The 21,026-nt window shown below is 63.8% G+C and carries 22 protein-coding genes; 10 read left to right on the plus strand and 12 right to left on the minus strand.

What is annotated here, in order from left to right; genetic code table 11:
- Nucleotides 1–284: 284 nt before the first annotated feature.
- Genes fabA through fabI form a run of 3 tightly spaced genes read left to right on the plus strand, consistent with a single transcriptional unit; the run spans nt 285 to nt 2,893 of the window.
- A complete protein-coding gene (gene fabA, locus G8E10_RS02880; protein WP_062595396.1) occupies nt 285–800 on the plus strand; it encodes a 3-hydroxyacyl-[acyl-carrier-protein] dehydratase FabA in 516 nt (171 codons plus the stop codon).
- A 56-nt stretch (nt 801–856) separates the two neighbouring features.
- Entirely contained in the window at nt 857–2,080 is a 1,224-nt protein-coding gene (fabB, locus tag G8E10_RS02885; protein WP_167126673.1) for a beta-ketoacyl-ACP synthase I, read from the plus strand.
- 6 nt (nt 2,081–2,086) lie between these two features.
- Nucleotides 2,087–2,893 (plus strand): enoyl-ACP reductase FabI, encoded by an 807-nt coding sequence (fabI, locus tag G8E10_RS02890; protein WP_167126676.1) that lies wholly within the window; start codon nt 2,087–2,089, stop codon nt 2,891–2,893.
- A 113-nt stretch (nt 2,894–3,006) separates the two neighbouring features.
- Here fabI and G8E10_RS02895 read toward each other — a convergent pair whose 3' ends face one another.
- The 6 genes from G8E10_RS02895 to rbfA all read right to left on the minus strand — a co-directional run bounded on the left by G8E10_RS02895 (nt 3,007) and on the right by rbfA (nt 10,517).
- The gene (locus G8E10_RS02895; RefSeq protein WP_167126679.1) at nt 3,007–4,023 is read right to left on the minus strand and encodes a class I SAM-dependent methyltransferase; all 1,017 of its coding nucleotides are present in this window, start codon (nt 4,021–4,023) and stop codon (nt 3,007–3,009) included.
- A 170-nt stretch (nt 4,024–4,193) separates the two neighbouring features.
- A complete protein-coding gene (gene pnp / locus G8E10_RS02900) occupies nt 4,194–6,326 on the minus strand; it encodes a polyribonucleotide nucleotidyltransferase (RefSeq protein WP_167126682.1) in 2,133 nt (710 codons plus the stop codon).
- Between the two features lie 294 nt (nt 6,327–6,620).
- A complete protein-coding gene (gene rpsO / locus G8E10_RS02905) occupies nt 6,621–6,890 on the minus strand; it encodes a 30S ribosomal protein S15 (protein ID WP_062595401.1) in 270 nt (89 codons plus the stop codon).
- Between the two features lie 205 nt (nt 6,891–7,095).
- Nucleotides 7,096–8,805, minus strand: coding sequence for a sensor histidine kinase (locus tag G8E10_RS02910; RefSeq protein ID WP_132664266.1), 1,710 nt, complete (start codon nt 8,803–8,805; stop codon nt 7,096–7,098).
- A gap of 282 nt (nt 8,806–9,087) precedes the next feature.
- The gene (truB, locus tag G8E10_RS02915; protein ID WP_110727517.1) at nt 9,088–10,023 is read right to left on the minus strand and encodes a tRNA pseudouridine(55) synthase TruB; all 936 of its coding nucleotides are present in this window, start codon (nt 10,021–10,023) and stop codon (nt 9,088–9,090) included.
- Between the two features lie 80 nt (nt 10,024–10,103).
- Nucleotides 10,104–10,517, minus strand: a complete 414-nt coding sequence (gene rbfA, locus G8E10_RS02920) for a 30S ribosome-binding factor RbfA (RefSeq protein ID WP_132445614.1) — start codon at nt 10,515–10,517, stop codon at nt 10,104–10,106.
- A 178-nt stretch (nt 10,518–10,695) separates the two neighbouring features.
- On the opposite strand from rbfA, the gene G8E10_RS02925 reads away from it, so the two are divergent.
- The 3 genes from G8E10_RS02925 (at nt 10,696) to G8E10_RS02935 (ending at nt 12,814) form a co-directional block, all read left to right on the plus strand.
- Entirely contained in the window at nt 10,696–11,436 is a 741-nt protein-coding gene (locus tag G8E10_RS02925; protein WP_167126685.1) for a type 1 glutamine amidotransferase, read from the plus strand.
- A 243-nt stretch (nt 11,437–11,679) separates the two neighbouring features.
- Nucleotides 11,680–12,345, plus strand: a complete 666-nt coding sequence (locus G8E10_RS02930) for a pentapeptide repeat-containing protein (protein WP_167127130.1) — start codon at nt 11,680–11,682, stop codon at nt 12,343–12,345.
- 10 nt (nt 12,346–12,355) lie between these two features.
- The gene (locus tag G8E10_RS02935) at nt 12,356–12,814 is read left to right on the plus strand and encodes a GFA family protein (protein ID WP_167126689.1); all 459 of its coding nucleotides are present in this window, start codon (nt 12,356–12,358) and stop codon (nt 12,812–12,814) included.
- A gap of 3 nt (nt 12,815–12,817) precedes the next feature.
- Here G8E10_RS02935 and G8E10_RS02940 read toward each other — a convergent pair whose 3' ends face one another.
- The 4 genes from G8E10_RS02940 to lepA form a co-directional block, all read right to left on the minus strand.
- On the minus strand, nt 12,818–13,117 hold the full coding sequence (locus G8E10_RS02940; RefSeq protein WP_132664269.1) for a CcdB family protein: 300 nt from the start codon (nt 13,115–13,117) through the stop codon (nt 12,818–12,820).
- A complete protein-coding gene (locus G8E10_RS02945) occupies nt 13,117–13,347 on the minus strand; it encodes a type II toxin-antitoxin system CcdA family antitoxin (RefSeq protein WP_167126693.1) in 231 nt (76 codons plus the stop codon). Before G8E10_RS02945 ends, G8E10_RS02940 begins: the two co-directional genes overlap by 1 nt.
- A 249-nt stretch (nt 13,348–13,596) precedes the next feature.
- Complete coding sequence (locus G8E10_RS26280; RefSeq protein WP_167126696.1) at nt 13,597–13,971, minus strand: YegP family protein; 375 nt, start codon at nt 13,969–13,971, stop codon at nt 13,597–13,599.
- 151 nt (nt 13,972–14,122) lie between these two features.
- The gene (gene lepA, locus G8E10_RS02955) at nt 14,123–15,949 is read right to left on the minus strand and encodes a translation elongation factor 4 (protein WP_167126699.1); all 1,827 of its coding nucleotides are present in this window, start codon (nt 15,947–15,949) and stop codon (nt 14,123–14,125) included.
- 131 nt (nt 15,950–16,080) lie between these two features.
- Here lepA and G8E10_RS02960 point away from each other — a divergent pair, with 131 nt between their 5' ends.
- The 3 genes from G8E10_RS02960 to G8E10_RS02970 all read left to right on the plus strand — a co-directional run bounded on the left by G8E10_RS02960 (nt 16,081) and on the right by G8E10_RS02970 (nt 17,984).
- Nucleotides 16,081–16,680 (plus strand): helix-turn-helix domain-containing protein, encoded by a 600-nt coding sequence (locus tag G8E10_RS02960; protein WP_167126702.1) that lies wholly within the window; start codon nt 16,081–16,083, stop codon nt 16,678–16,680.
- A 20-nt stretch (nt 16,681–16,700) separates the two neighbouring features.
- Nucleotides 16,701–17,231 (plus strand): GNAT family N-acetyltransferase, encoded by a 531-nt coding sequence (locus G8E10_RS02965; RefSeq protein ID WP_167127134.1) that lies wholly within the window; start codon nt 16,701–16,703, stop codon nt 17,229–17,231.
- An 87-nt stretch (nt 17,232–17,318) separates the two neighbouring features.
- On the plus strand, nt 17,319–17,984 hold the full coding sequence (locus G8E10_RS02970; RefSeq protein WP_110733162.1) for a YiaD family glycine zipper/OmpA-like lipoprotein: 666 nt from the start codon (nt 17,319–17,321) through the stop codon (nt 17,982–17,984).
- 59 nt (nt 17,985–18,043) lie between these two features.
- Here the strand turns inward: G8E10_RS02970 and G8E10_RS02975 are convergent, their stop codons facing one another.
- Complete coding sequence (locus G8E10_RS02975; RefSeq protein WP_167126705.1) at nt 18,044–19,108, minus strand: lysine-2,3-aminomutase-like protein; 1,065 nt, start codon at nt 19,106–19,108, stop codon at nt 18,044–18,046.
- Nucleotides 19,105–20,169, minus strand: coding sequence for an EF-P lysine aminoacylase EpmA (gene epmA / locus G8E10_RS02980; protein WP_110800418.1), 1,065 nt, complete (start codon nt 20,167–20,169; stop codon nt 19,105–19,107). The genes G8E10_RS02975 and epmA overlap by 4 nt, the downstream gene beginning before the upstream one ends.
- A gap of 219 nt (nt 20,170–20,388) precedes the next feature.
- Between epmA and efp the strand changes: the two genes are divergently transcribed.
- Nucleotides 20,389–20,958: an elongation factor P gene (gene efp, locus G8E10_RS02985; protein WP_110800419.1), complete on the plus strand. Its 570-nt coding sequence runs from the start codon at nt 20,389–20,391 to the stop codon at nt 20,956–20,958.
- Nucleotides 20,959–21,026: the final 68 nt, after the last annotated feature.

Below are 21,026 nucleotides of genomic sequence, written 5' to 3' on the forward strand. Positions count from 1 at the left end.
CTCTTGTTAAGTGGAGTCATCGTGTCGATATAACTTTGGTGAGCTTGGCTTTCAATACACATAACGGTGCCGGACCGGTCCATCGGGATAAAACGGCCCGAAAAGTTGCAGATATGGCAATTGCTACTGGTTGTTTCCGGTATCATGCGCTATGCGACTGCGGATATGGGCCAGAGCCGGCACCTCCCGGACGGCATCGAACGACGGGCGGAACGGCTCGGCAAAGACAAGACCCGGTGCGCGATCGGGCTCACGAGACACCTTGGCGGAGACACCAGACGTTCATGACGACCAGACAATCCAGCTACGGCTACGACGACATCCTGCGTTGCGCGCGGGGCGAACTGTTCGGCCCCGGCAATGCGCAGTTGCCGCTTCCGCCGATGCTGATGGTCCATCGCATAACGGACATTTCCGAAACCGGCGGCACCTTCGACAAGGGCTATATCCGGGCCGCATATGACGTGAAGCCGGACGACTGGTATTTTCCCTGCCACTTCCCCGGCAATCCCATCATGCCCGGCTGCCTCGGCCTTGACGGCATGTGGCAGCTCACGGGCTTCTTCCTCGGCTGGCTCGGCGAGCCCGGCCGCGGCATGGCGCTGTCCACCGGCGAGGTGAAGTTCAAGGGCATGGTTCTTCCCGATACCAAGCTGCTCGAATACGGCATCGACTTCAAGCGCGTGATGCGCGGCCGGCTGGTGCTCGGCATTGCGGACGGCTGGCTGAAGGCCGATGGCGAAACCATCTACCAGGCAACGGACCTTCGCGTCGGTCTGTCGAAGGAGAAGGCCGCCTGATCCCTGACGGGGTCAAAGGCGCTGTCTCCAGTTCACTTCAAGAAAAGGTCATCGAGATGAGACGGGTTGTTGTCACGGGTCTTGGTATCGTTTCCTCCATCGGGAACGACGCCGAAGCAGTCACGGCATCGCTGCGCGATGCGCGCTCCGGTATCAGCTTTTCCAACGATTTCGCTGAACACGGATTCCGCTGCCAGGTCTGGGGCTCGCCCGATCTGGATACGACGGACCTCGTCGATCGCCGCGCGGCGCGCTTCCTGTCGCAGGGCGGCGCCTGGAACCACGTGGCGATGAAGCAGGCGATCGCCGATTCCGGCCTGGAAGACAGCGACATCTCCGGCAACGAGCGCACCGGCATCATCATGGGTTCGGGCGGACCGTCCACCAAGACGCTGATCGAAGCCGCCGACATCACCCGCAAGAACAACAGCCCGAAGCGCATCGGCCCGTTTGCGGTTCCCAAGGCCATGTCCTCGACCGCCTCGGCGACGCTCGCCACCTGGTTCAAGATCCACGGCGTCAACTATTCGATCTCGTCGGCCTGTTCGACGTCGGCGCATTGCATCGGCAATGCCGCGGAAATGATCCAGTGGGGCAAGCAGGACATCATGTTCGCCGGCGGCCACGAGGATCTCGACTGGACCATGTCGAACCTGTTTGACGCGATGGGCGCCATGTCCTCGAAGTTCAACGACACGCCCTCCACGGCCTCGCGCGCCTATGACGTTTCCCGCGACGGCTTCGTCATCGCCGGCGGCGCCGGCGTGCTGGTGCTCGAAGAGCTGGAACATGCCAAGGCTCGCGGCGCCAAGATCTACGCCGAACTGACCGGCTACGGCGCGACCTCGGACGGCTACGACATGGTCGCTCCCTCCGGCGAAGGCGCCATCCGCTGCATGCGGCAGGCGCTGGCGACCGTGAAGACGGAAATCGATTACATCAACACGCACGGCACCTCGACGCCGGTCGGCGACAGCAAGGAGATCGGCGCGATCCGCGAGGTCTTCGGCGACAAGATCCCACCGGTCCAGTCGACCAAGTCGCTGACGGGCCATTCGCTCGGTGCCGCCGGCGTACAGGAATCGATCTACGCGCTGCTCATGATGCAGGAACGCTTCATCGGCGAAAGCGCGCATATCACCGAGATGGACCCGGAATTCGATGGCGTGCCGATCGTTCGCAAGCGCATCGACGATGCGAAGATCGACACCGTGCTCTCGAACTCGTTCGGCTTCGGTGGCACCAATGCCACGCTCGTTTTCCAGCGTCATAACGGGTAAGTCGCCATGACCGGTCTCATGTCGGGTAAGCGCGGGCTCATCATGGGCGTCGCCAACAGCCACTCGATCGCCTGGGGCATTTCCCAGGCGCTTTCGCGCGAAGGGGCCGAGCTTGCCTTCACCTATCAGGGCGAAGCACTCGGCAAGCGCGTGAAGCCGCTGGCGGCACAGCTGAATTCGGACCTGCTGCTGCCCTGCGACGTCGAGGACCTCGCCTCCGTCGATACCGTCATCGAGACCTTGAGGGAACGCTGGGGCAGCCTGGATTTCATCGTCCACGCCATTGGCTTTTCGGACAAGAACGAGCTGAAGGGCCTCTACGCCGATACGAGCCGCGACAATTTCAGCCGGACCATGGTCATCTCCTGCTTCTCCTTCACCGAGATCGCGCGCCGCGCGGCCGAGATGATGACGGACGGCGGCTCGATGCTGACCCTGACCTATGGCGGCTCCGTGCGCGTCATGCCGAACTACAACGTCATGGGCGTCGCCAAGGCGGCGCTTGAAGCCTCCGTGCGCTATCTCGCCGCCGATTACGGCCCGCGCGGCATCCGCGTCAACGCGATCTCCGCCGGCCCCATCCGCACGCTCGCCGGCGCCGGCATCTCCGACGCGCGCGCCATGCTCTCCTGGAACCAGAAGAACGCCCCGCTGCGCCGCACCGTCACCATCGACGACGTCGGCAACTCCACTCTCTACCTTCTTTCCGACCTCGCCTCCGGCGTCACCGGCGAAATCCACTACGTGGATTCCGGCTACAACATCACGTCGATGCCGGTGCTGGAGACCTTGCGGAACGCGGACGGGGAGTAAGGTTGCTTCGCAACCGTCTCCTCTGATCCAATCTTTTCCCTGAATGCACAAAAGGCGCCGCGATCATCTCGCGGCGCCTTTTGCATGATGGACGTTTATCGTCCGAGGCAGGATTACTTCCGGCCCCACAGAATCTTGAACCGCGCATTCCGGCAGGTTTCGCCCCATTCCTTGAAGGTCGCATTCATCGTCGGCTCGTAGGGGAGGCCGCGGTTGGCGACGAGCATGAGGCGGCCGCCGGCTTTCAGCGATTTGGCGGCCATGGCGATCATGGCGGCTCCCAAGGCAGGATCGGCGGCCTGGGTTTCGTGGAAGGGCGGGTTCATGACGACGAGGTCGTAGTGATCGCGCGGTGCTTCCTGCGTCAGGTCCTGCCAGTGGAAACGCGTGGGCACCTTCGGTGCATTGGCCTTCAGGTTGCCGCGGGCGGCCTCCAGCGCGTGGTAGTCGGCCTCGAACAGGTCGATGCCTTTGACGCCGGGCGCGCGTTCGGCGAGCATCACCGAGAGGTAGCCCCAGCCGGCGCCGAAATCGGCGGCGTGGCCGGAAAAGTCCGTCGGCAGGCGCGAGGCCAGCAGTTCCGAGCCGCCGTCGATCCGGTCATGCGAGAACATGCCGGGGGCTGCATCGAAGCGGCCTTCGACGCGAACCGGGCTGGATGCGAAGCGTTCGATTTCGGCTGCCGGGTCCTCGGGACGCGCGAACCAGAAGGCGACGCCGTGATATTTCGGCATGCTGTCGCCGCCCCACTCCAGCGCACCGATGCGCTTGCGCAGCGACTGGATGCCGTCTTCCTTGGTGCCGGCAACGACGATGACGCCGCCAATGCGGGTGCGCTTCAGCGCCTCGGCAATGCGGTTCTCATTCTCGCCGCGGTGCTTGCCGCAGAGGATCAGCGTCGCAGCATAATCGTCGCCCTCGACGAAGGGCGTCACGGTGGCGCCGGCGGATACGAGCGCGCGGTAGGCCGGGCGGTTTGGCTGGACGCAGACGAGCTCCGCATCGAAGCCTTCCGGCAGCCTGTAGCCGGTTTCGGCGGCCAGGAAGAGGACGCGTTCGCCTTCGCCCGGCGGCGACAGCACGCCGCTGTCGAAGGGATGAAACAGGGTCTTGACCTTGTCGCTCGTCATTGCGTCTTGCCTCTTCGGCGGCCTCTTGCGGCTGCCCGTCATGCCGTATCCCTTGCGAAACCGGCGGTGTTCGTCCCGACGCTGCCTCGTGGCAGCGTGCCTGATCATGCAAGAAGGGCGCGGAGCGATCAACGCCCCGCGCCCTTCCTGTCTAAGTTCGGCGGTTCGCCTTACTCGGCGGCTTCGCCACCCTTTTCGCTGACTTCCTTGCCGGTGGCCTGATCGACGACCTTCATGGACAGGCGGACCTTGCCGCGCTCGTCGAAGCCCATCAGCTTGACCCAGACCTTGTCGCCTTCCTTGACGACGTCGGAGGTCTTGGCAACGCGGTCAGACGCCAGCTGCGAGATGTGCACGAGGCCGTCACGCGGGCCGAAGAAGTTGACGAAGGCGCCGAAATCGGCGGTCTTCACAACGGTGCCTTCGTAGATCTGGCCGACTTCCGGTTCTGCAACGATCGAGTGGATCCACTTGCGGGCCGCTTCGATTTCCTTGCCGGAAGACGACGCGATCTTGATCGTGCCGTCGTCCTCGATGTTGACCTTGGCGCCGGTCTTCTCGACGATTTCGCGGATGACCTTGCCGCCGGAGCCGATGACTTCCCGGATCTTGTCGACCGGGATCTGCATGACTTCGATGCGCGGTGCGAATTCGCCGAGCTGGCTGCGGCCTTCGGTGATGGCGTTGGCCATTTCCTGCAGGATGTGCTTGCGGCCACCCTGTGCCTGGCTGAGCGCGACCTTCATGATCTCTTCGGTGATACCGGCGATCTTGATGTCCATCTGCAGCGAGGTGATGCCGGCGTCCGTGCCTGCAACCTTGAAGTCCATGTCGCCGAGGTGGTCTTCGTCACCCAGGATGTCGGAGAGAACCGCGAAGCGGTCGCCTTCGAGGATCAGGCCCATGGCGATGCCGGCAACCGGCTTGGCCAGGGGAACGCCTGCATCCATCAGTGCCAGCGAGGTGCCGCAGACGGTTGCCATCGAGGACGAGCCATTCGACTCGGTGATCTCGGAAACGACACGCAGCGTGTAGGGGAACTGGTCCGGGCTCGGGAGCATCGGACGGATGGCGCGCCATGCGAGCTTGCCGTGGCCGATTTCGCGGCGGCCCGGGGAGCCCATGCGGCCCGTTTCGCCGACCGAGTAGGGCGGGAAGTTGTAATGGAGCAGGAAGCGCTCCTTGTACATGCCCGTCAGGCTGTCGACGTACTGTTCGTCTTCGCCGGTGCCGAGCGTGGCGACGACGATCGCCTGCGTTTCGCCGCGGGTGAAGAGGGCCGAGCCGTGGGTGCGCGGCAGGATGCCGACTTCCGAGACGATCTTGCGGACCGTGTCGAGATCGCGGCCGTCGATACGGCTCTTGGTGTCGAGGATGTTCCAGCGAACGATCTTGGCCTGCAGGTGCTTGAAGACGGCACCGATGACTTCGCTCGTGTACTTGGGCTCAGCGCCTTCCGGGAAGAAGTGTGCCTTCACCTTGGCCTTGGCGGCGTCGACAGCTGCATAGCGCTCTGCCTTCTGGGTGTTCTTGTAGGCGGTGCGCAGCTCGGCTTCGAAATGCTGAAGCATTTCGGCCTCGAGGGCGGAATGATCTTCCGGCGTGAAATCGCGCGGTTCCTTGGCAGCCACTTCGGCGAGCTTGATGATCGCGTCGATGACCGGCTGGAAGCCCTTGTGGCCGAACATGACGGCGCCGAGCATGATCTCTTCGTTCAGTTCCTTGGCTTCGGACTCGACCATCAGGACGGCGTCCTGCGTGCCGGCAACGACGAGGTCGAGAACCGATTCGTCCATCTCGTCGAGATGCGGGTTCAGGACGTATTCGCCGTTGATGTAGCCGACGCGCGCGCCGCCGACCGGGCCCATGAAGGGGATGCCGGAGAGCGTCAGCGCAGCCGAGGCTGCAACCATCGACAGCACGTCCGGATCGTTCTCAAGGTCGTGCTGGACGACGGTGACGACGACCTGGGTGTCGTTCTTGTAGCCTTCCGGGAAGAGCGGGCGGATCGGACGGTCGATCAGGCGGGAAACCAGCGTTTCCTTTTCGCTTGGGCGACCTTCGCGCTTGAAGTAGCCACCCGGGATCTTGCCGGCGGCATAGGTCTTTTCCTGGTAGTTGACGGTCAGCGGGAAGAAGTCCTGGCCGGGCTTGGGCGACTTGGCCGAAACGACGGTGGCGAGAACGACGGTTTCGCCGTAGGTGGCGAGAACGGCGCCGTCAGCCTGGCGGGCGATCTTGCCCGTTTCAAGCTTCAGCGGGCGGCCTGCCCATTCGATTTCGACGCTATGGGTATCGAACATATCTTGTCCTAACATTTGTGCGGCAAGGCCGCGCCGCAGGCCTTTGTAAAGAACGGCGCGGGCGGCCCTGCATGGTCGACGCATCACGGGCAAGACAACGGGAGGCTTCCGGGTTCACGAAGCCTGAAGAGGCTCCGAAGCATCCTGCAATCCTGCCCCATGACAGGTCATCTGTTGCTCTGCAGTCCGGCACGTCCGGCCTGCTCGTGGACTTTCAGTCGAGATGCGGAAACCGCATCCGTAAAAAGAGGCCGGCGGGCGAGCGTCTGAAGACGCCGCCCGCCGGGAACGATCTTAACGGCGGATGCCGAGGGAAGTGATCAGCTTGGTGTAGCGGGCCTCTTCCTTCTTCTTGAGGTAGTCAAGAAGCGAACGACGGCTCGAAACCATGGCAAGAAGGCCACGACGCGAGTGGTTGTCCTTCTTGTGGCCCTTGAAGTGTTCGGTCAGGTTGTTGATCCGCTCGGTCAGGATGGCCACCTGGACTTCCGGAGAACCGGTGTCGCCTTCGACGGTTGCGTATTCCTTGATCAGCTGGGTCTTGCGTTCTGCAGTGATCGACATCGTGTGATCCTTTCGATTTTAAGGATTGCGGGTCGCCGGCAGCCGGGATGTCGTCTAGCTGCGGCCTTGAAGGCAGAAGGAGACAGGCACGTTAAAGCCCATCCTTATGCTGGCGGTGCCTATAAAGCATTCGTGACAGAAAGGAAAGAGCCGCATTCCCGAGGACAGCCGGCCCAAGGCGAGCCGGGCAGGGCGTGCCCCTGCCCTACCCTGCCGCCGCGCCCGTCCCGCCGTCGGGTGCGGGCGTGTTCAGCCGGGCGCTGTCGATCTCCACCTGCCACTCGATACCGTCCTCGTGCATCAGCCGCTGCAGCCGCGCGTCGAGCGACATGCCGAGCATGCGCTCCAGCACGAGCGTGCCGAAGCCCTTGCGGCCGGGCGCCCGCATCTCCGGCGTCAGGTCGGCGCGGCTCTCGCGCCAGACGAGGCGGAACGTCCCCTCGTCGAGGGTCCAGGAGAGATCGACCCGGCCGTTCGCATTGGCGAGTGCGCCGTATTTGGTGGCGTTGGTGGCGAGCTCGTGCAGCGCCATGCCCAGCGTCTGCGACACCTGCGTATCGAGCCGCACCGGCGGGCCGGAGATGTGGAAGCGATCGCCATCATCGGGGATGAAGGGCTGCAGCTGGTTATGCGCCAGCTCGTCCATGTCGATGCCCTGCGCCGCATTCGCGATCATCAGGTCCGTGGAACGTGCAAGGCCGGCGACCCGGCGGCGGAAGCTTTCGACGAAATCCTGCCGGCTTTCCGGCGATGCGCCGGACTGGCTGGGCATGGACTGGCTGAGCATGGACTGGATGACGCTCAGCTGGTTCTTGGAACGGTGCGCCACCTCGCGCATCAGGAAGCGGATTTCCGCCTCGGCCCGCACCCGCTCTTCCGCGGCTTCCGAAAGGGCAGTCGAGACGATGGCCACCTCCTCCACCATATGAGGGCGCAAGACAACCGGCTTGCCCTGCCCGAGCCGGCGGGCATCGTCCGCCAGCAGGCGCACGCCCCGGCTCATCATGCGCGCGATGGCGAGCGAAATGCCAAGAGCGATGGCGGCGAACACCAGCGCACCGCCCGCCAGCCACGCATAGGAGCGACGCGCGGCCGCTTCGACATCGGAGGCTTTGGCCCAGGCGACGATCTTCCAGCCGCTGAGCACGGAGAACTCCGTGACGGTGCGGTAGCGGGTGCCACCCTCGTCCGCTTCGCCCACGCCGACACGCAAGGAAGGCACGATGGACATGAAGAACGGCTTGCCGGGTTCGACCTTCGGGTCCGATGCGGCCACGACATCGCCGGCACCGTCGATGATCGCGGCGTTCCAGCCCGGCGACAGCACATCACGACCGATCGAGCGCTCCAGCGACACCGCATCGCGCGTCAGGGTCATCAGATAGTCCCCATGCCGGTTGGCCGACAAGACGGGGAGGTAGACGTTGAACACCCACGTCTGCGCCGTGCGCCCGAAGAACACCGTGGAGACCAGAGGTGCGCCGCTTCGAAATGCCTGATCGACGGAGACCGGATCCGACGCCCGGCCGAGCGGCTGGCCCAGGGGAATGCGCGTATTGACCAGCTGCTGGTAACTGCGGTCGATGATCAGAAGGTTCATGCCCGTGCCGGCAAGTGCCGAGGAGGCGCGCTGGTAGAAGACGCCGAGATCTTCGTTTTCCAGCGTCCGTGACGAGGCGAGCACGCGCAGCGTCGTGAGCATGCCGTCCACCTCGCGCTCCACGGCCCGCGTCACCGAGCCGGTCGAGGCTTTCAGAAGCGCTGTGACCACACGCTCCTGATCGTCCATGCTACGTTTCAGCACCACCATGGAAAAGAGGAAGGACGGAATGATCGCCACCAGCAGCAAGGCGGCAAGGTAGAACGCCAGAGGCCGGCGCAGGCGTTTGCGCAGGCCGGAAAGCCTGCTGATCATTCGTTGGCGCAAGCCTCTGTTCAGCCCAACACCCAAGATCCCTCGCCCCCGCAGCGCCGCGCGTCCGTCTGGACACGCTGGAGGCGCTGCCTTTCGACCCCGTCCCGGACGATCAACGCCGGCTCGCTCCCTCGACCGGAACAGATTTCGTCCGGCCGAAAAGGCCGACGCCCCGAATCACGGCAATAGACCACGCCCGGACCCTGTTTGAAAGGACACGGGTTCGTGTGCGCGCAAGTGAACGGCTTGCCCAGTCAGCGGGGCCCAGTCGGCGAGGCTAGATCAGTCCGTGTTGAAGACGCGCTTCGGGCGGAATTCGCCTTCGCCGATCTCGCCGATGGCAACCAGCCGGCCGCGAACGGTGGCATAGGCCTCGTCTTCGGCCAGCGGCGCATCGCGACCGCGCAGGATGATCGGGTTGCCCATGCGGATGCGGTGCGCCTGATCCTCGGTGATGGCGATATGCGGCAGGTTCGACAGGGCCTCGCCCGTATCGATCAGGAACGCATCGAGCGCCGCCAGCCGGTCCTCGTCGCTCTCGATAGATTCGAGCGCCGTCAGTTGCGACAGCGGCACCATCTTGTCTTCGGCAAAGGGCGCGACGAAGGAGCGGCGCAGCGAGGCGATATGGCCGAAGCAGCCGAGATCGCGACCGAAATCGCGGGCGAGCGAGCGGACATAGGTGCCCTTGCCGCATTCGATCTCGAAATGTGCCAGATGGGGCGTGCAGCCGAGCAGCGACAGGCGGAAGATCTCGACCTCGCGCGGGGGAATGTCGAGCACCTCGCCGCCACGCGCCAGATCGTAGGCGCGTTCGCCGGCGATCTTGATGGCGGAGAATTGCGGGGGGACCTGCTCGATGACGCCGGTATAGTTCGGCAGGAGGGCGCGGACGTCCTCCTCGCTCGGGCGCTCGTCGGAGGACTGGACAACAGCGCCTTCCAGGTCGTCGGTCGTGCGCTCCTCGCCCCAGGCGACGGTGAATTCGTAGATCTTGCGCCCGTCCATCACGTAAGGAACGGTCTTCGTGGCATCGCCCAGCGCGATCGGCAGCATGCCGGAGGCCAGCGGATCGAGCGTGCCGGCATGGCCGGCCTTCTGGGCCTTGAAGAGCCACTTGATCTTGGAGACGGCTTCCGTCGATCCGAAATCCAGCGGCTTGTCGAGGATCAGCCAGCCGGAGACCGGCCGCCCTTTTGGTTTGCGCGGTTTACCCATCGTCTTGTCGTTCCAATGTTCGTGTCGGTTTCGTCGAACCTTAGGGGGTTCGCTTCACTGTGCAGGCTCGTCCTGCCGCCCTAGCGGTCTTCGGCCTCGTCGTCGCTCGGGCCAAGGTCGCGGGCGACATCGGGCGAACGCAGGAGATCGTCGATCTTCTTGTAGTTGTCGAAGCTCGTATCGTCCTCGAAGCGCACTTCCGGCATGTACTTCATCTGCCGCAGATGCGGCGACAGGCGGCCCCGCAGGAATTTGGCATGCCGGTTCAGCGCTTCGACGATGCCGGCGTGATCGGCGACGCCGAGCGGCGTCACGTAGGCCGTGGCCACCTTGAGGTCGGTCGACATGCGGACTTCCGAGATCGAGATCACCGTGCTTTCGATCAGCGCATCGCGCACCTCTCCCCGCTGCAGAACCTGAACCAGGGCTGCGCGGACTTGTTCGCCGACCCGCAGCATGCGCTGGGTGCGGCCCGAAGAGGTGGATTTGGCCATGGTGTATCCAATATCGAGCGCCGATCTCGGCGCGATTGAGGCGGTGCAATGCCTCTTTCGAGGCTGAAGGTCAAGGCTCGGCGCGCAAAAGTCCCGCAAATGCGGGCTTGCACCACCCTCTTGAACGTATCCGCCGCGCATGATCTCTATCCGGCAACCCCAAGCCTGCGGAGCTGCCATGCACGTCCTCGTCGTCGAAAACATGCCTCATTCGGATCTCGGTCTCGTCGGTATCGCGCTCGCGGAAGCGGGCGCGCGTCTCGATATCCGCAAGGCCTATGCCGGCGATGCGCTGCCGGCAGAGCCGGAGCCTTACGATGCCCTGGTGGTGCTGGGCGGGGAGCAGAGCGCGCGCGACGATGCGCTTCATCCCTATCTGCCGACGCTTTGCCATCTGATGCGCCGTTTCACGGAAATGGATCGGGCGGTGCTCGGCATCTGCCTTGGCAGCCAGCTTCTCGCCCGGGCGCATGGCGGCGACAATCGTCTCGGCGTGGCACACGAGTTCGGCTGGCGGGAGATCGGGCTGACGGCGGCGGGACAGGCGGACCCGGTTCTGTCTGCGGCCGGCGCACGCTTTCCGGCCTTCCAGTGGCATTCCGACACCTTTACCCTGCCCCCGGCGGCGGAGGTTCTGGCGGGCAACGACGCGGTTCCGCTGCAGGCCTTCCGCATCGGCCGGGCGAGCTACGGAATGCAGTTCCACTTCGAGGCGGGAACGGCGGTCATCGCCAGATGGAAGGAGATCTACAAGGACCAGATCGACCGGATCGATCCCGACTGGCTGTCCCGCTCTGCAGATCTCGAAGCGCAACACGGCACCGCATCGGACACGGCGGGCCTGGCGCTCGCACGCGCCTGGGTCCACAGGATCGTTGTGGCGCAGGACGGGGCGGCGGCACGGGTGGATGCGGCCTGAGGCGCCCGGTCATCGAGCGTTTGTCAGCGGTGACGAAACCCGGCTTCACCATTGCAGCCTAGGTTTCTTCCACCTATGTTCGTCATCATGAACAGGTGGAGGACACGCCGGTTTCCGGCGTGCAATGCAATGATGACGAACCACACCGGCCGGGCCCAGACCCCTTCCTATCGTGACCGGGTTACCGCCCGCGTCAAGGCCGCCCGACATGCCGGCTTGCCGCTCGCAGGCCTGTTCGCCGGCATGATCCTCGCCAGCCTCTATGGCGCATCCGGCCCGGTGGCGGCCGCGGATTGCGAGGCGACGCCTAATGCCGGGATCGATTGGAGCGGCTGCAGCAAGGCCAACCTGATGCTGCCCTCCAGCACCCTGACCAAGGCAGTTCTCTCAGGCGCCAACCTGTCGGCAACCGATCTCGGCAGCTCGGATCTGACCGAGGCGAACCTTGAAAAGGCCACGCTGATCCGCGCGTCGCTGAGCGGCGCCACGGCCGAGAAGGCGAATTTCTCGCGGATCGAAGCCTATCGCTCCAATTTTTCCGGCATCAAGGCGGCCGGGGCGTCCTTCGCCGGTGCCGAATTGCAGCGCACCAACCTGACGGAAGCGGACTTGACCGGGGCAGATTTCAGTAAGGCCGAGCTTTCCAGGGTCAACTTCTCGAAATCGACCATCACCGGCACGCGCTTCTCGCTGGCGAACCTTGCCCGCGCCAAGCTGACCGGTGCGACATTCAAGGGCCCGATCGCATTCGACGAGGCATTTCTGTTCCTCACGCGCGTAGAGGGGCTGGACCTATCGGCGGCGACCGGTCTGAAACAGGAGCAGATCGCACTCGCCTGCGGCGACGGGAAGACCAAGCTTCCGCCCGGCCTGACGCCGCCGCCGAATTGGCCTTGCAAGCACGATTGAGGAAATTGGAATGGCGGTTTCACCATCCCTGCCTCTGACGGGCGCCTGCCGTTGTGGCAAAGTCCGCCTGCGCATCACGGCCGAGCCGATCCTGACCATGGCGTGCCATTGTACCGGCTGCCAGAAAATGACATCAGGGCCTTATTCCCTCAGCGTGGCCGTTCCGGCGACAGGCTTTTTCGTCACGCAGGGAGAGCCGGTGATCGGCGGTCTTCATGGCGAGATGCTGCATCACGTCTGCTGCCCGCATTGCATGAGCTGGATGTTCACGCGGATCGAGGGCATGCCGGATATGGTGAATGTCCGCGCGACCATGCTGGACGATATCGCTTGGTATCGCCCGTTCATCGAGACCTATACCTGCGAGAAACTTGGCTTCGCCGAAACGGGTGCCGCCCACAGCTACGAGCGTTTCCCGCCGATGGAGGATTTCGCCGGGCTGATCTCTGCCTATCATGCCGCAGCGTGACGATCAGAAGCCCTGGAAGAGGAAGTCGAGAGCGGCTGTGATCTCGTCGGAACGGGAGGATAGGTTCGCAACCTCACGCCCGATGTCTCGCTGATCCACAGCCGACATCCTTTGCGTTGCCATGGAATAGGTTTGCCCGTCGATCACAAAGCGAGGGTTCAAGCGACTGAACGCCCAGGTCATCGTTGTCAGTGGATAGAGCGGCGCCATGACCCGTGTCGGCAAAAGCTCCACGAGATCCGCCTGCAGATCCAGCGCGAAAATCTCAGAAGACTTTAGTTCATAGACACGGAAGCGTGCCATCAGAATTGGCGATACTTCGCCAACGGCAGACCGTGCGTTTCGATATACGCTCTCTCGGCTCGGAAAGCCTCGGCGTTCTCAATCAACCAAAGACGCTCCCGCTCCGCCTTGACCGCCTTGGCGACGCCGTCGGCTGCCGCGCTCGATATATCGATGTTCAGCTCCAGCGCGTCGGCGACGAGTTTGTCGTCGAGCGAGACGTCGGGCCGTATCCGGGCTGTTTGCGACATGCGAGTATCCTCGATGGGAAACCCCGACGCGTCCTGCCGATCGTTTTGCAAAGCTGCAGGCCGCTTCCGGGCGGTAGCGATCAGGATAAACCATCCCGCCCAGAAGAAAAGAGGCTCGGCTATTCATCGCTCATCATCAGGGCGGCGATGAAGGCCTCCTGCGGGATATCAACCTTGCCAGCCTTGAGCCTGTCGAGCAGCTTGCGGCTGGCGTTGCCGCAGGACCAACGAGGCTGGATGACCTGCGATTCAAACTGTGACCGTCTCGTCCTCGACCGATGCGCCGGGCGCGTTTTTCTTGACGGAGTCGATGCAGTTCTTGGCGCTCGCCTTCGAGGCGTAGGCCTCGGACTGGACCATGGGCTCGCCGTTTGCCGCCTTGAAGCGAACGAAGTGTTCGCCACCCTTGTTCTCGACGATTTCGAAACGATACCCGGAGCCGGTTTCATCCTTGGTCAGATCGACCGTTGACGCGCCCGGGGCATTCGTCTTGATGGAGTCGATGCAGTTCTTGGCGCTGGCTTTGGAAGCGTAGTTCTCAGACCAGACCATGACCTCCGCATTGTAGAGGAACTGAACGCGGAACTGGCCGCTGGCTGCTTTCAGGATCTTGAACTTATGCATGTCATGTCCTCCCTTCGGTCACGGCCGGGCACCGTCAGCCGTCAGCGAGATCTACAACAAAATTCACTTTTCCGAAATGCCGATGAGAAAAACGACATCGTCCGATGCGCCGCTGATACGCCGGCAACGCATTGGACGACGTCTCGAGTCTCTATTCGTCGCTCATCTTCAGGGCGGCGATGAAGGCTTCCTGCGGGATGTCGACCTTGCCGAACTGGCGCATGCGCTTCTTGCCGGCCTTCTGCTTGTCGAGCAGCTTGCGCTTGCGGCTGGCGTCGCCGCCGTAGCACTTGGCCGTCACGTCCTTGCGCATGGCCGAGATCGTCTCGCGGGCGATGACGTTGCCGCCGATGGCCGCCTGGATCGGGATCTTGAACATATGCCGCGGGATCAGATCCTTCAGCTTCTCGCACATGTCGCGTCCGCGCTTTTCGGCGGCCGAGCGGTGCACGAGCATCGAGAGCGCATCGACCGGCTCGCCATTGACCATGATCGACATCTTCACGAGGTTGCCCTCCTTGTAGCCGTCGAGATGGTAGTCGAACGAGGCGTAGCCCTTGGAGATCGACTTCAGCCGGTCGTAGAAGTCGAACACGACTTCGTTGAGCGGCAGCTCATAGGTGAGCATGGCGCGCTTGCCGACATATGTGAGTTCCGTCTGCACGCCACGCCGGTCCTGGCAGAGCTTCAGAATGCCGCCGAGATAATCGTCGGGGGTGAGGATCGTCGCCTTGATCCAAGGCTCATGGATCTCGGAAATCCGCACCGGATCCGGCATGTCGGCCGGGTTGTGCAGCTCCTTCTCGGAGCCATCCGTCATGGTCAGCTTGTAGACCACCGAGGGTGCCGTTGCGATCAGGTCGAGGTCGAACTCGCGCTCGAGGCGTTCCTGAATGATTTCGAGGTGCAGCAGGCCGAGGAAGCCGCAGCGGAAACCGAAACCGAGCGCGGCCGAGCTTTCCATTTCGAAGGAGAAGGACGCATCGTTGAGGCGCAGCTTGCCCATGGCCGAGCGCAGATCCTCGAAATCGGCAGCATCGACCGGGAAGAGGCCGCAGAACACGACCGGCTGGGCCGGTTTGAAGCCCGGCAGCGCCTGCGCCGTCGGCTTCTTGTCCTCGGTGATCGTATCGCCGACACGGGTGTCGGCCACTTCCTTGATGGAGCCGGTGAAGAAGCCGATCTCGCCCGGGCCGAGGCTATCGACGGCCAGCATCTTCGGCGTGAGAACGCCGACGCGCTCCACCTGGTACTTCGCGTCCGTGCCCATCATGCGGATCGTCTGGCCCTTGGAAAGCACGCCGTCGATGACGCGCACGAGCACCATGACGCCGAGATAGGTGTCGTACCAGCTATCGACCAGCAGCGCCTTCAGCGGCGCCTTTTCGCCGCCCGGGCTTTTCGGCGCGGGCAGCTGGTGGACGATGGCTTCGAGAACGTCGGGAATCCCAAGGCCGGTCTTGGCCGAAATCAGCACCGCCTGGCTCGCATCGATGCCGATGACCTCTTCGATCTGCTCGCGGATGCGGTCGGGTTCGGCCGCCGGAAGGTCGATCTTGTTGAGGACCGTGACGATCTCGTGATTGTTGTCGATCGCCTGATAGACGTTGGCCAGCGTCTGCGCCTCGACGCCCTGGCTGGCATCCACTACCAGCAGCGAGCCTTCGCAGGCCGACAGCGAGCGGGAGACTTCATAGGCGAAGTCGACGTGGCCGGGGGTGTCGATCAGGTTCAGGATATAGGTTTCGCCATTGTTGGCCTTGTAGTGCAGACGCACCGTCTGGGCCTTGATGGTGATGCCGCGCTCGCGCTCGATATCCATCGAGTCCAGCACCTGCTCGGACATGTCGCGCTCGGCAAGGCCGCCCGTCGACTGGATCAACCGGTCGGCAAGCGTCGACTTGCCATGGTCGATATGGGCGACGATGGAGAAGTTGCGGATATGATCCAGCGGCGTCTTGGAGGATGGTGTGCTCATGCGCCCGCATATAGCAGCGCTCCCGACGCCCGCAAAGCGGGAAATGCAGGGCGTTCAGCTTTCGGATACCATAATTCCCACCGTCAACGGGATCGCTTGACTCCACTATAGAAGATTGCAATTCTCTTTTAATGGAATTAGACATGCACCCGTCCGACGCGGATATCGGCGAAAGACTCCGATCGCTGCGCCAAAACCACGCGACCACGCTCGATGTGCTGGCACAGCGCGCCGGCGTCAGCCGCGCCATGATCTCGCGGATCGAGCGCGGCGAGGCCAATCCGACCGCGCAGCTTCTGGCGCGCCTCTGCCACGCGCTCGGCACGACCCTGTCGCGGTTTTTCGCCGACGATGCGCCACGGACAAGCCCTTTGCGGCGGGCGGAGGACCAGCATGTCTGGCGGGATCCGGAGACCGGCTATATCCGGCGGGCCGTGTCGCCGGAAGCCACCGGGTCGCCGGTCGATATCGTCGATGTCAGCTTCCCCCCGGGCGGGCGGGTCGTGTTCGAGCCGCAGGCGTTCGACAGCGGTACGACGCAGCATCTCTGGCTGCTCGAGGGCCGCATGACGATGACGGCGGGCGACGAGACCTACCATCTCGCCCCCGGCGACTGCCTGTTCATGCGGCTGAGCGAGATGATCGTGTTTTCCAACCCGCATGCAGACATGGCCCGCTACGCCATCATCCTCCATCGCGGTCACCCGCAAACCAGCAAAGGACGCTCATGACGATGGCCATGAACACCACATTGCCGGCGATTCGCCGCCTGACCGGCGAAGAAGCCCGCGCAGCAATACCCGCACTTTCGGCGATCCTGATCGACTGCATTGACGGCGGCGCATCGGTCGGCTTTCTCTCGCCGTTCGGCGATGAGGATGCGGCGACCTACTGGACCGGCGTCGCGGATGCCGTGACATCAGGACACACCGTGCTGCTGGTGGCGGAAGCCGATGGCGAGATCTTGGGAACCGTGCAGCTCGGCATCGGATTGCCGCCGAACCAGCCGCACCGGGCCGACCTGAAGAAGCTCCTCGTTCACCGGCGCGATCGCGGCCGGGGACTTGCGCGCCTGCTGATGACGGCAGCGGAGAGCCAGTCGCTGGCGCTCGGGCGGCATCTTCTCGTGCTGGATACGGCAACCGGCAGTCCGGCCGAGGCGATCTATGCGCGGCTCGGCTGGAGCCGTGCCGGTGTCATTCCGGATTATGCGCTTTTTCCGGATGGGAGCTTCTGCGGCTCGACGTTCTTCTACAAGTCGCTCACCCCATCCGACACCTGAGCGCATCCGGCCGAAACCCGATTTCCATCATAAGGCCGCAATCAATGCTATGAGGAACAGGGAGCAATTTTGGGGACCCTTGATTCGATGATGAAGAAACTCGCCATCGTGGCCGTCTCGGCCATCTACCTTTCCGGCTGCACGACGACCGACCCGTATACGGGCGAACAGAAGATGTCGAACACGGCAGGCGGCGCACTGATCGGTGCCGGCCTCGGTGCCGCAACCGGCCTTCTCGTCGGCGGCAGCGCCCGTGGACGGCGTGATTCCGCGCTGGTCGGTGCCGGCATCGGCGCGCTCGGCGGCGGCCTCATCGGCAACTACATGGACAGCCAGGAAAACGAGTTGCGCGCGCAGCTTCAGGGCACCGGCGTCTCCGTCACCCGCCAGGGCGACCGCATCATCCTGAACATGCCGTCGAACATCACGTTCGCGACCGACCAGGATCAGGTCATGCCCGGCTTCTACTCGACGCTGAATTCGGTGGCGATCGTGCTGCGCAAGTTCAACAAGACGCTCGTCGATGTCGATGGCCACACGGACTCGACCGGCAGCGCCGGCCACAATCAGGCTTTGTCGGAACGCCGCGCCGCCTCGGTTGCCAATTATCTCGGCAGCCAAGGCGTGGACCAGCGCCGCATGTCGGCCATGGGCTATGGCGCCGAACGCCCGGTCGCATCCAATTCGAGCGAAGCCGGCCGCGCCCAGAACCGTCGCGTGGAAATCTCCATCGCGCCGATCAAGGAACAGTAAGCGTCCTTTTCCCTCGGGAACGACGAGAGCCGGTGCCGAAAGGCGCCGGCTTTTCTCGTTCAGCGGGGTGGATAATCGTGAATGCCGCCGCGGAAATCCTCGACCCTGTGGCCCTGATCGGTCCGCTCGATACTGGGGGCTGCAATGACCGCTTTGCCATGCCCCCCGGGGATGTCGAGCACGTAGGTCGGCTGGCAGAGGCCGGAGATCGTGCCACGCAGGGCGGCGACCAGCGCCTGTCCCTCCTCCACCGACAGGCGAAAATGCGCGGTTCCCGGCGCAAGGTCGGGGTGGTGCAGGTAATAGGGCTTGATGCGCGTCTCCACGAACGCCCGCATCAGCGCCGACAGCGTAGCGACATCGTCGTTCACGCCCTTCAGCAGCACCGTCTGGCTGATCATGACGATGCCGGCATCCACCAGCCGGGCGCAGGCGTCGCGTGCCTCCGGCGTCAGCTCGCGCGGATGGTTGGCATGCAGCGCGACATAGACCGTCTTGCGGCTCGCCTTGAGGGCGGCGATCAGCGCCGCATCGATCCGCAAGGGATCGACGGCGGGAACGCGGCTGTGCAGACGGACGATCTTGACATGGTCGATGGCAGCGAGCCGCCCCATGATGTCGGCGAGCCTTCTGGGCGAGAGCACCAGCGGATCGCCACCGGTCAGAATGACCTCCCAGATCTCGGCATGGTCTGCGATATAGGCGATCGCCGCATCCAGCGCGTCCGCCGTCAGCGTCCCCAGCCCGTCCGGGCCGACCATCTCGCGGCGGAAGCAGAAGCGGCAATAGACCGGGCAGACATGCACGGCCTTCAGCAGCACGCGATCCGGATAACGATGGACGATGCCTTCGACAGGACTATGGGCGGCATCGCCGATCGGATCGGCGCGCTCTTCCGGCCTGTGGTCGAGTTCGGCGATATCGGGAATGAACTGGAGTGCGATCGGATCGCGGGGATCATCGGGATCGATCAGCGCCGCCATCGCAGGGGTGACGGCGACGGCATAGCGGCGCGCGACCGCCTCGACATCGCCGGCCTGCTCGTCCAGGAGCCCGGCATCGCGCAGTTGAGAGATGCTTTTCAGCACCACACTGCTCCCCAGGCCTGCCCTCGGACCGCTCATCGTCCCGCTTCCGTGCCTGCCACCGGCGCCCAAAGCACCTGCTCGATCCGGGATGCGTCCGTCGCCAGCATCACGAGACGGTCGAAACCGAGCGCACTGCCGCTCGCTTCCGGCATGATTGCAAGGGCTGCGAGAAAATCCTCGTCCAGCGGATAGCGCTCGCCATAGATGCGGCTCTTCTCCGCCATCTCCAGCTCGAACCGCCGCCGCTGCTCGCCGGCATCCGTCAGTTCGCCAAAGGCATTGGCCAGCTCGACGCCGCAGGCATAGAGCTCGAACCGCTCCGCGACGCGCGCATCTCCAGGCGACGGGCGGGCGAGCGCGGCCTCGGCCACCGGGTACTCCATAAGGATGGTCGCCCGACCGAGGCCGAGATGCGGCTCGATCTTCTCGACCAGAACCCGGCTGAAAAGGTCGGACCAGCTGTCATCTCCCGCCATCCGGATCCCGGCGCTGCCGACGGCCGCAGCCAGGGCATCGCGGTCGGTCTCGCCGGTCGGGCCGACCGTCGCGAGGAGATCGATGCCCGCATATCGGGTAAAGGCGTCCGCCAGCGTCAGGCGCTCGGGCTCAAGCGCGGGATTGCAGAACCGGCCGCGATGCCCGAGCATCCGCGTTCCCGCAGCCTCCGTCGCGCGCATCAAAATCTCGTGGCAATCCGTCATCAGCGACTGGTAGGTCTCGCCGGTGCGGTACCATTCGAGCATGGTGAATTCTGGATGATGCAGTGGCCCTCGCTCGCGATTGCGGTAGACCGGCGCGAAGCAGGCGATGCGCTGTTCGCCCGCCGCCAGCAGCTTCTTGCAGGCGAACTCCGGCGAGGTGTGGAGATAGAGCGGCGTCCGCGTGCCGTCAGGATCGATCGCGGCCGTCTCGAAGGCATGGAGATGGGCTTCGTTGCCGGGCGAGACCTGAAGAGCGGACGTCTCCACCTCGATGAAATCCTCGCGCGCGAGATAATCGCGCAGCGCCGCCTTGATCCGGTTTCGGGCCAGCAGAAAGGGACGGCGGTCGGCGTGAACATGCGGGGTCCACCAGGGGGAGGCTGCGGCTGGCGTCATGGCAGGGTCGGTCCCTAGTTCGATGTTTGGGGTCGGGCATCGCTCGAGCGGGAAAGCAGCCCTTCGTGTTCAGGCATTCTTGGCGTCGCCCACGCGGCCCGCACTGGCTATTTGCCCTGATATGCGCTAGGTGCGGCCCAAATCCGGTTTTACCCGCATCGCAGATGGGCAGGTTTTCAACGCTCTACGATGCATCTTTATCAGTTACAAGGAAGACTTATGGTCAAGGTGATCGCCTCCTCCGTTCGCAAGGGCAATGTGCTCGACGTCGACGGCAAGCTCTATGTCGTTCTCACAGCCTCCAACTTCCATCCCGGCAAGGGCACGCCGGTGACGCAGGTGGACATGCGCCGCATCTCCGACGGCGTGAAGGTTTCCGAGCGCTACCGCACGACCGAGCAGGTCGAGCGCGCCTATGTCGAGGATAGCGACCACACCTTCCTCTATGAAGACGGCGAAGGCTTCCACTTCATGAACCCGGCAAACTACGATCAGCTGGTGATGACGTCCGACGACATCGGCGACCAGAAGGTCTTCCTGCAGGACGGCATGACCGTGACGCTGTCGATCCACGAAGGCCTCGCCATCGCGATCCAGCTGCCGCGCCACGTGACGCTGGAGATCGTCGAGACCGAGCCGGTCACCAAGGGCCAGACGGCGTCGTCGTCCTACAAGCCCGCGATCCTGTCGAACGGCGTCCGCACGCTCGTTCCCCCGCATATCGTCGCGAACACCCGCGTCGTCATCGCGACCGAAGACAACTCCTATGTCGAGCGCGCGAAGGACTGATCGTCCCGCAAACGACACATACAAAAAGGGCGCCGTGATGAACGGCGCCCTTTTCTAAACTCGGCCAT

Origin of the sequence: Ferranicluibacter rubi, from assembly GCF_011603255.1 — a bacterium.
Classification (GTDB): domain Bacteria; phylum Pseudomonadota; class Alphaproteobacteria; order Rhizobiales; family Rhizobiaceae; genus Ferranicluibacter; species Ferranicluibacter rubi.

Excerpts from the sequence above, each read along its gene's own strand:
- G8E10_RS26280 (WP_167126696.1), bottom strand. The coding sequence starts at position 13,971 with ATGCATAAGTTCAAGATCCTGAAAGCAGCCAGCGGCCAGTTCCGCGTT.
- G8E10_RS02940 (WP_132664269.1), bottom strand. The coding sequence starts at position 13,117 with ATGGCACGCTTCCGTGTCTATGAACTAAAGTCTTCTGAGATTTTCGCG.
- epmA (WP_110800418.1), bottom strand. The coding sequence starts at position 20,169 with ATGACGCCAGCCGCAGCCTCCCCCTGGTGGACCCCGCATGTTCACGCC.
- efp (WP_110800419.1), top strand. The coding sequence starts at position 20,389 with ATGGTCAAGGTGATCGCCTCCTCCGTTCGCAAGGGCAATGTGCTCGAC.
- pnp (WP_167126682.1), bottom strand. The coding sequence starts at position 6,326 with ATGTTCGATACCCATAGCGTCGAAATCGAATGGGCAGGCCGCCCGCTG.
- fabB (WP_167126673.1), top strand. The coding sequence starts at position 857 with ATGAGACGGGTTGTTGTCACGGGTCTTGGTATCGTTTCCTCCATCGGG.
- G8E10_RS02925 (WP_167126685.1), top strand. The coding sequence starts at position 10,696 with ATGCACGTCCTCGTCGTCGAAAACATGCCTCATTCGGATCTCGGTCTC.
- fabA (WP_062595396.1), top strand. The coding sequence starts at position 285 with ATGACGACCAGACAATCCAGCTACGGCTACGACGACATCCTGCGTTGC.
- fabI (WP_167126676.1), top strand. The coding sequence starts at position 2,087 with ATGACCGGTCTCATGTCGGGTAAGCGCGGGCTCATCATGGGCGTCGCC.
- G8E10_RS02935 (WP_167126689.1), top strand. The coding sequence starts at position 12,356 with ATGGCGGTTTCACCATCCCTGCCTCTGACGGGCGCCTGCCGTTGTGGC.
- G8E10_RS02930 (WP_167127130.1), top strand. The coding sequence starts at position 11,680 with ATGATCCTCGCCAGCCTCTATGGCGCATCCGGCCCGGTGGCGGCCGCG.
- rpsO (WP_062595401.1), bottom strand. The coding sequence starts at position 6,890 with ATGTCGATCACTGCAGAACGCAAGACCCAGCTGATCAAGGAATACGCA.
- rbfA (WP_132445614.1), bottom strand. The coding sequence starts at position 10,517 with ATGGCCAAATCCACCTCTTCGGGCCGCACCCAGCGCATGCTGCGGGTC.
- truB (WP_110727517.1), bottom strand. The coding sequence starts at position 10,023 with ATGGGTAAACCGCGCAAACCAAAAGGGCGGCCGGTCTCCGGCTGGCTG.
- G8E10_RS02910 (WP_132664266.1), bottom strand. The coding sequence starts at position 8,805 with ATGATCAGCAGGCTTTCCGGCCTGCGCAAACGCCTGCGCCGGCCTCTG.
- G8E10_RS02945 (WP_167126693.1), bottom strand. The coding sequence starts at position 13,347 with ATGTCGCAAACAGCCCGGATACGGCCCGACGTCTCGCTCGACGACAAA.
- lepA (WP_167126699.1), bottom strand. The coding sequence starts at position 15,949 with ATGAGCACACCATCCTCCAAGACGCCGCTGGATCATATCCGCAACTTC.
- G8E10_RS02960 (WP_167126702.1), top strand. The coding sequence starts at position 16,081 with ATGGAATTAGACATGCACCCGTCCGACGCGGATATCGGCGAAAGACTC.
- G8E10_RS02970 (WP_110733162.1), top strand. The coding sequence starts at position 17,319 with ATGATGAAGAAACTCGCCATCGTGGCCGTCTCGGCCATCTACCTTTCC.
- G8E10_RS02895 (WP_167126679.1), bottom strand. The coding sequence starts at position 4,023 with ATGACGAGCGACAAGGTCAAGACCCTGTTTCATCCCTTCGACAGCGGC.
- G8E10_RS02975 (WP_167126705.1), bottom strand. The coding sequence starts at position 19,108 with ATGAGCGGTCCGAGGGCAGGCCTGGGGAGCAGTGTGGTGCTGAAAAGC.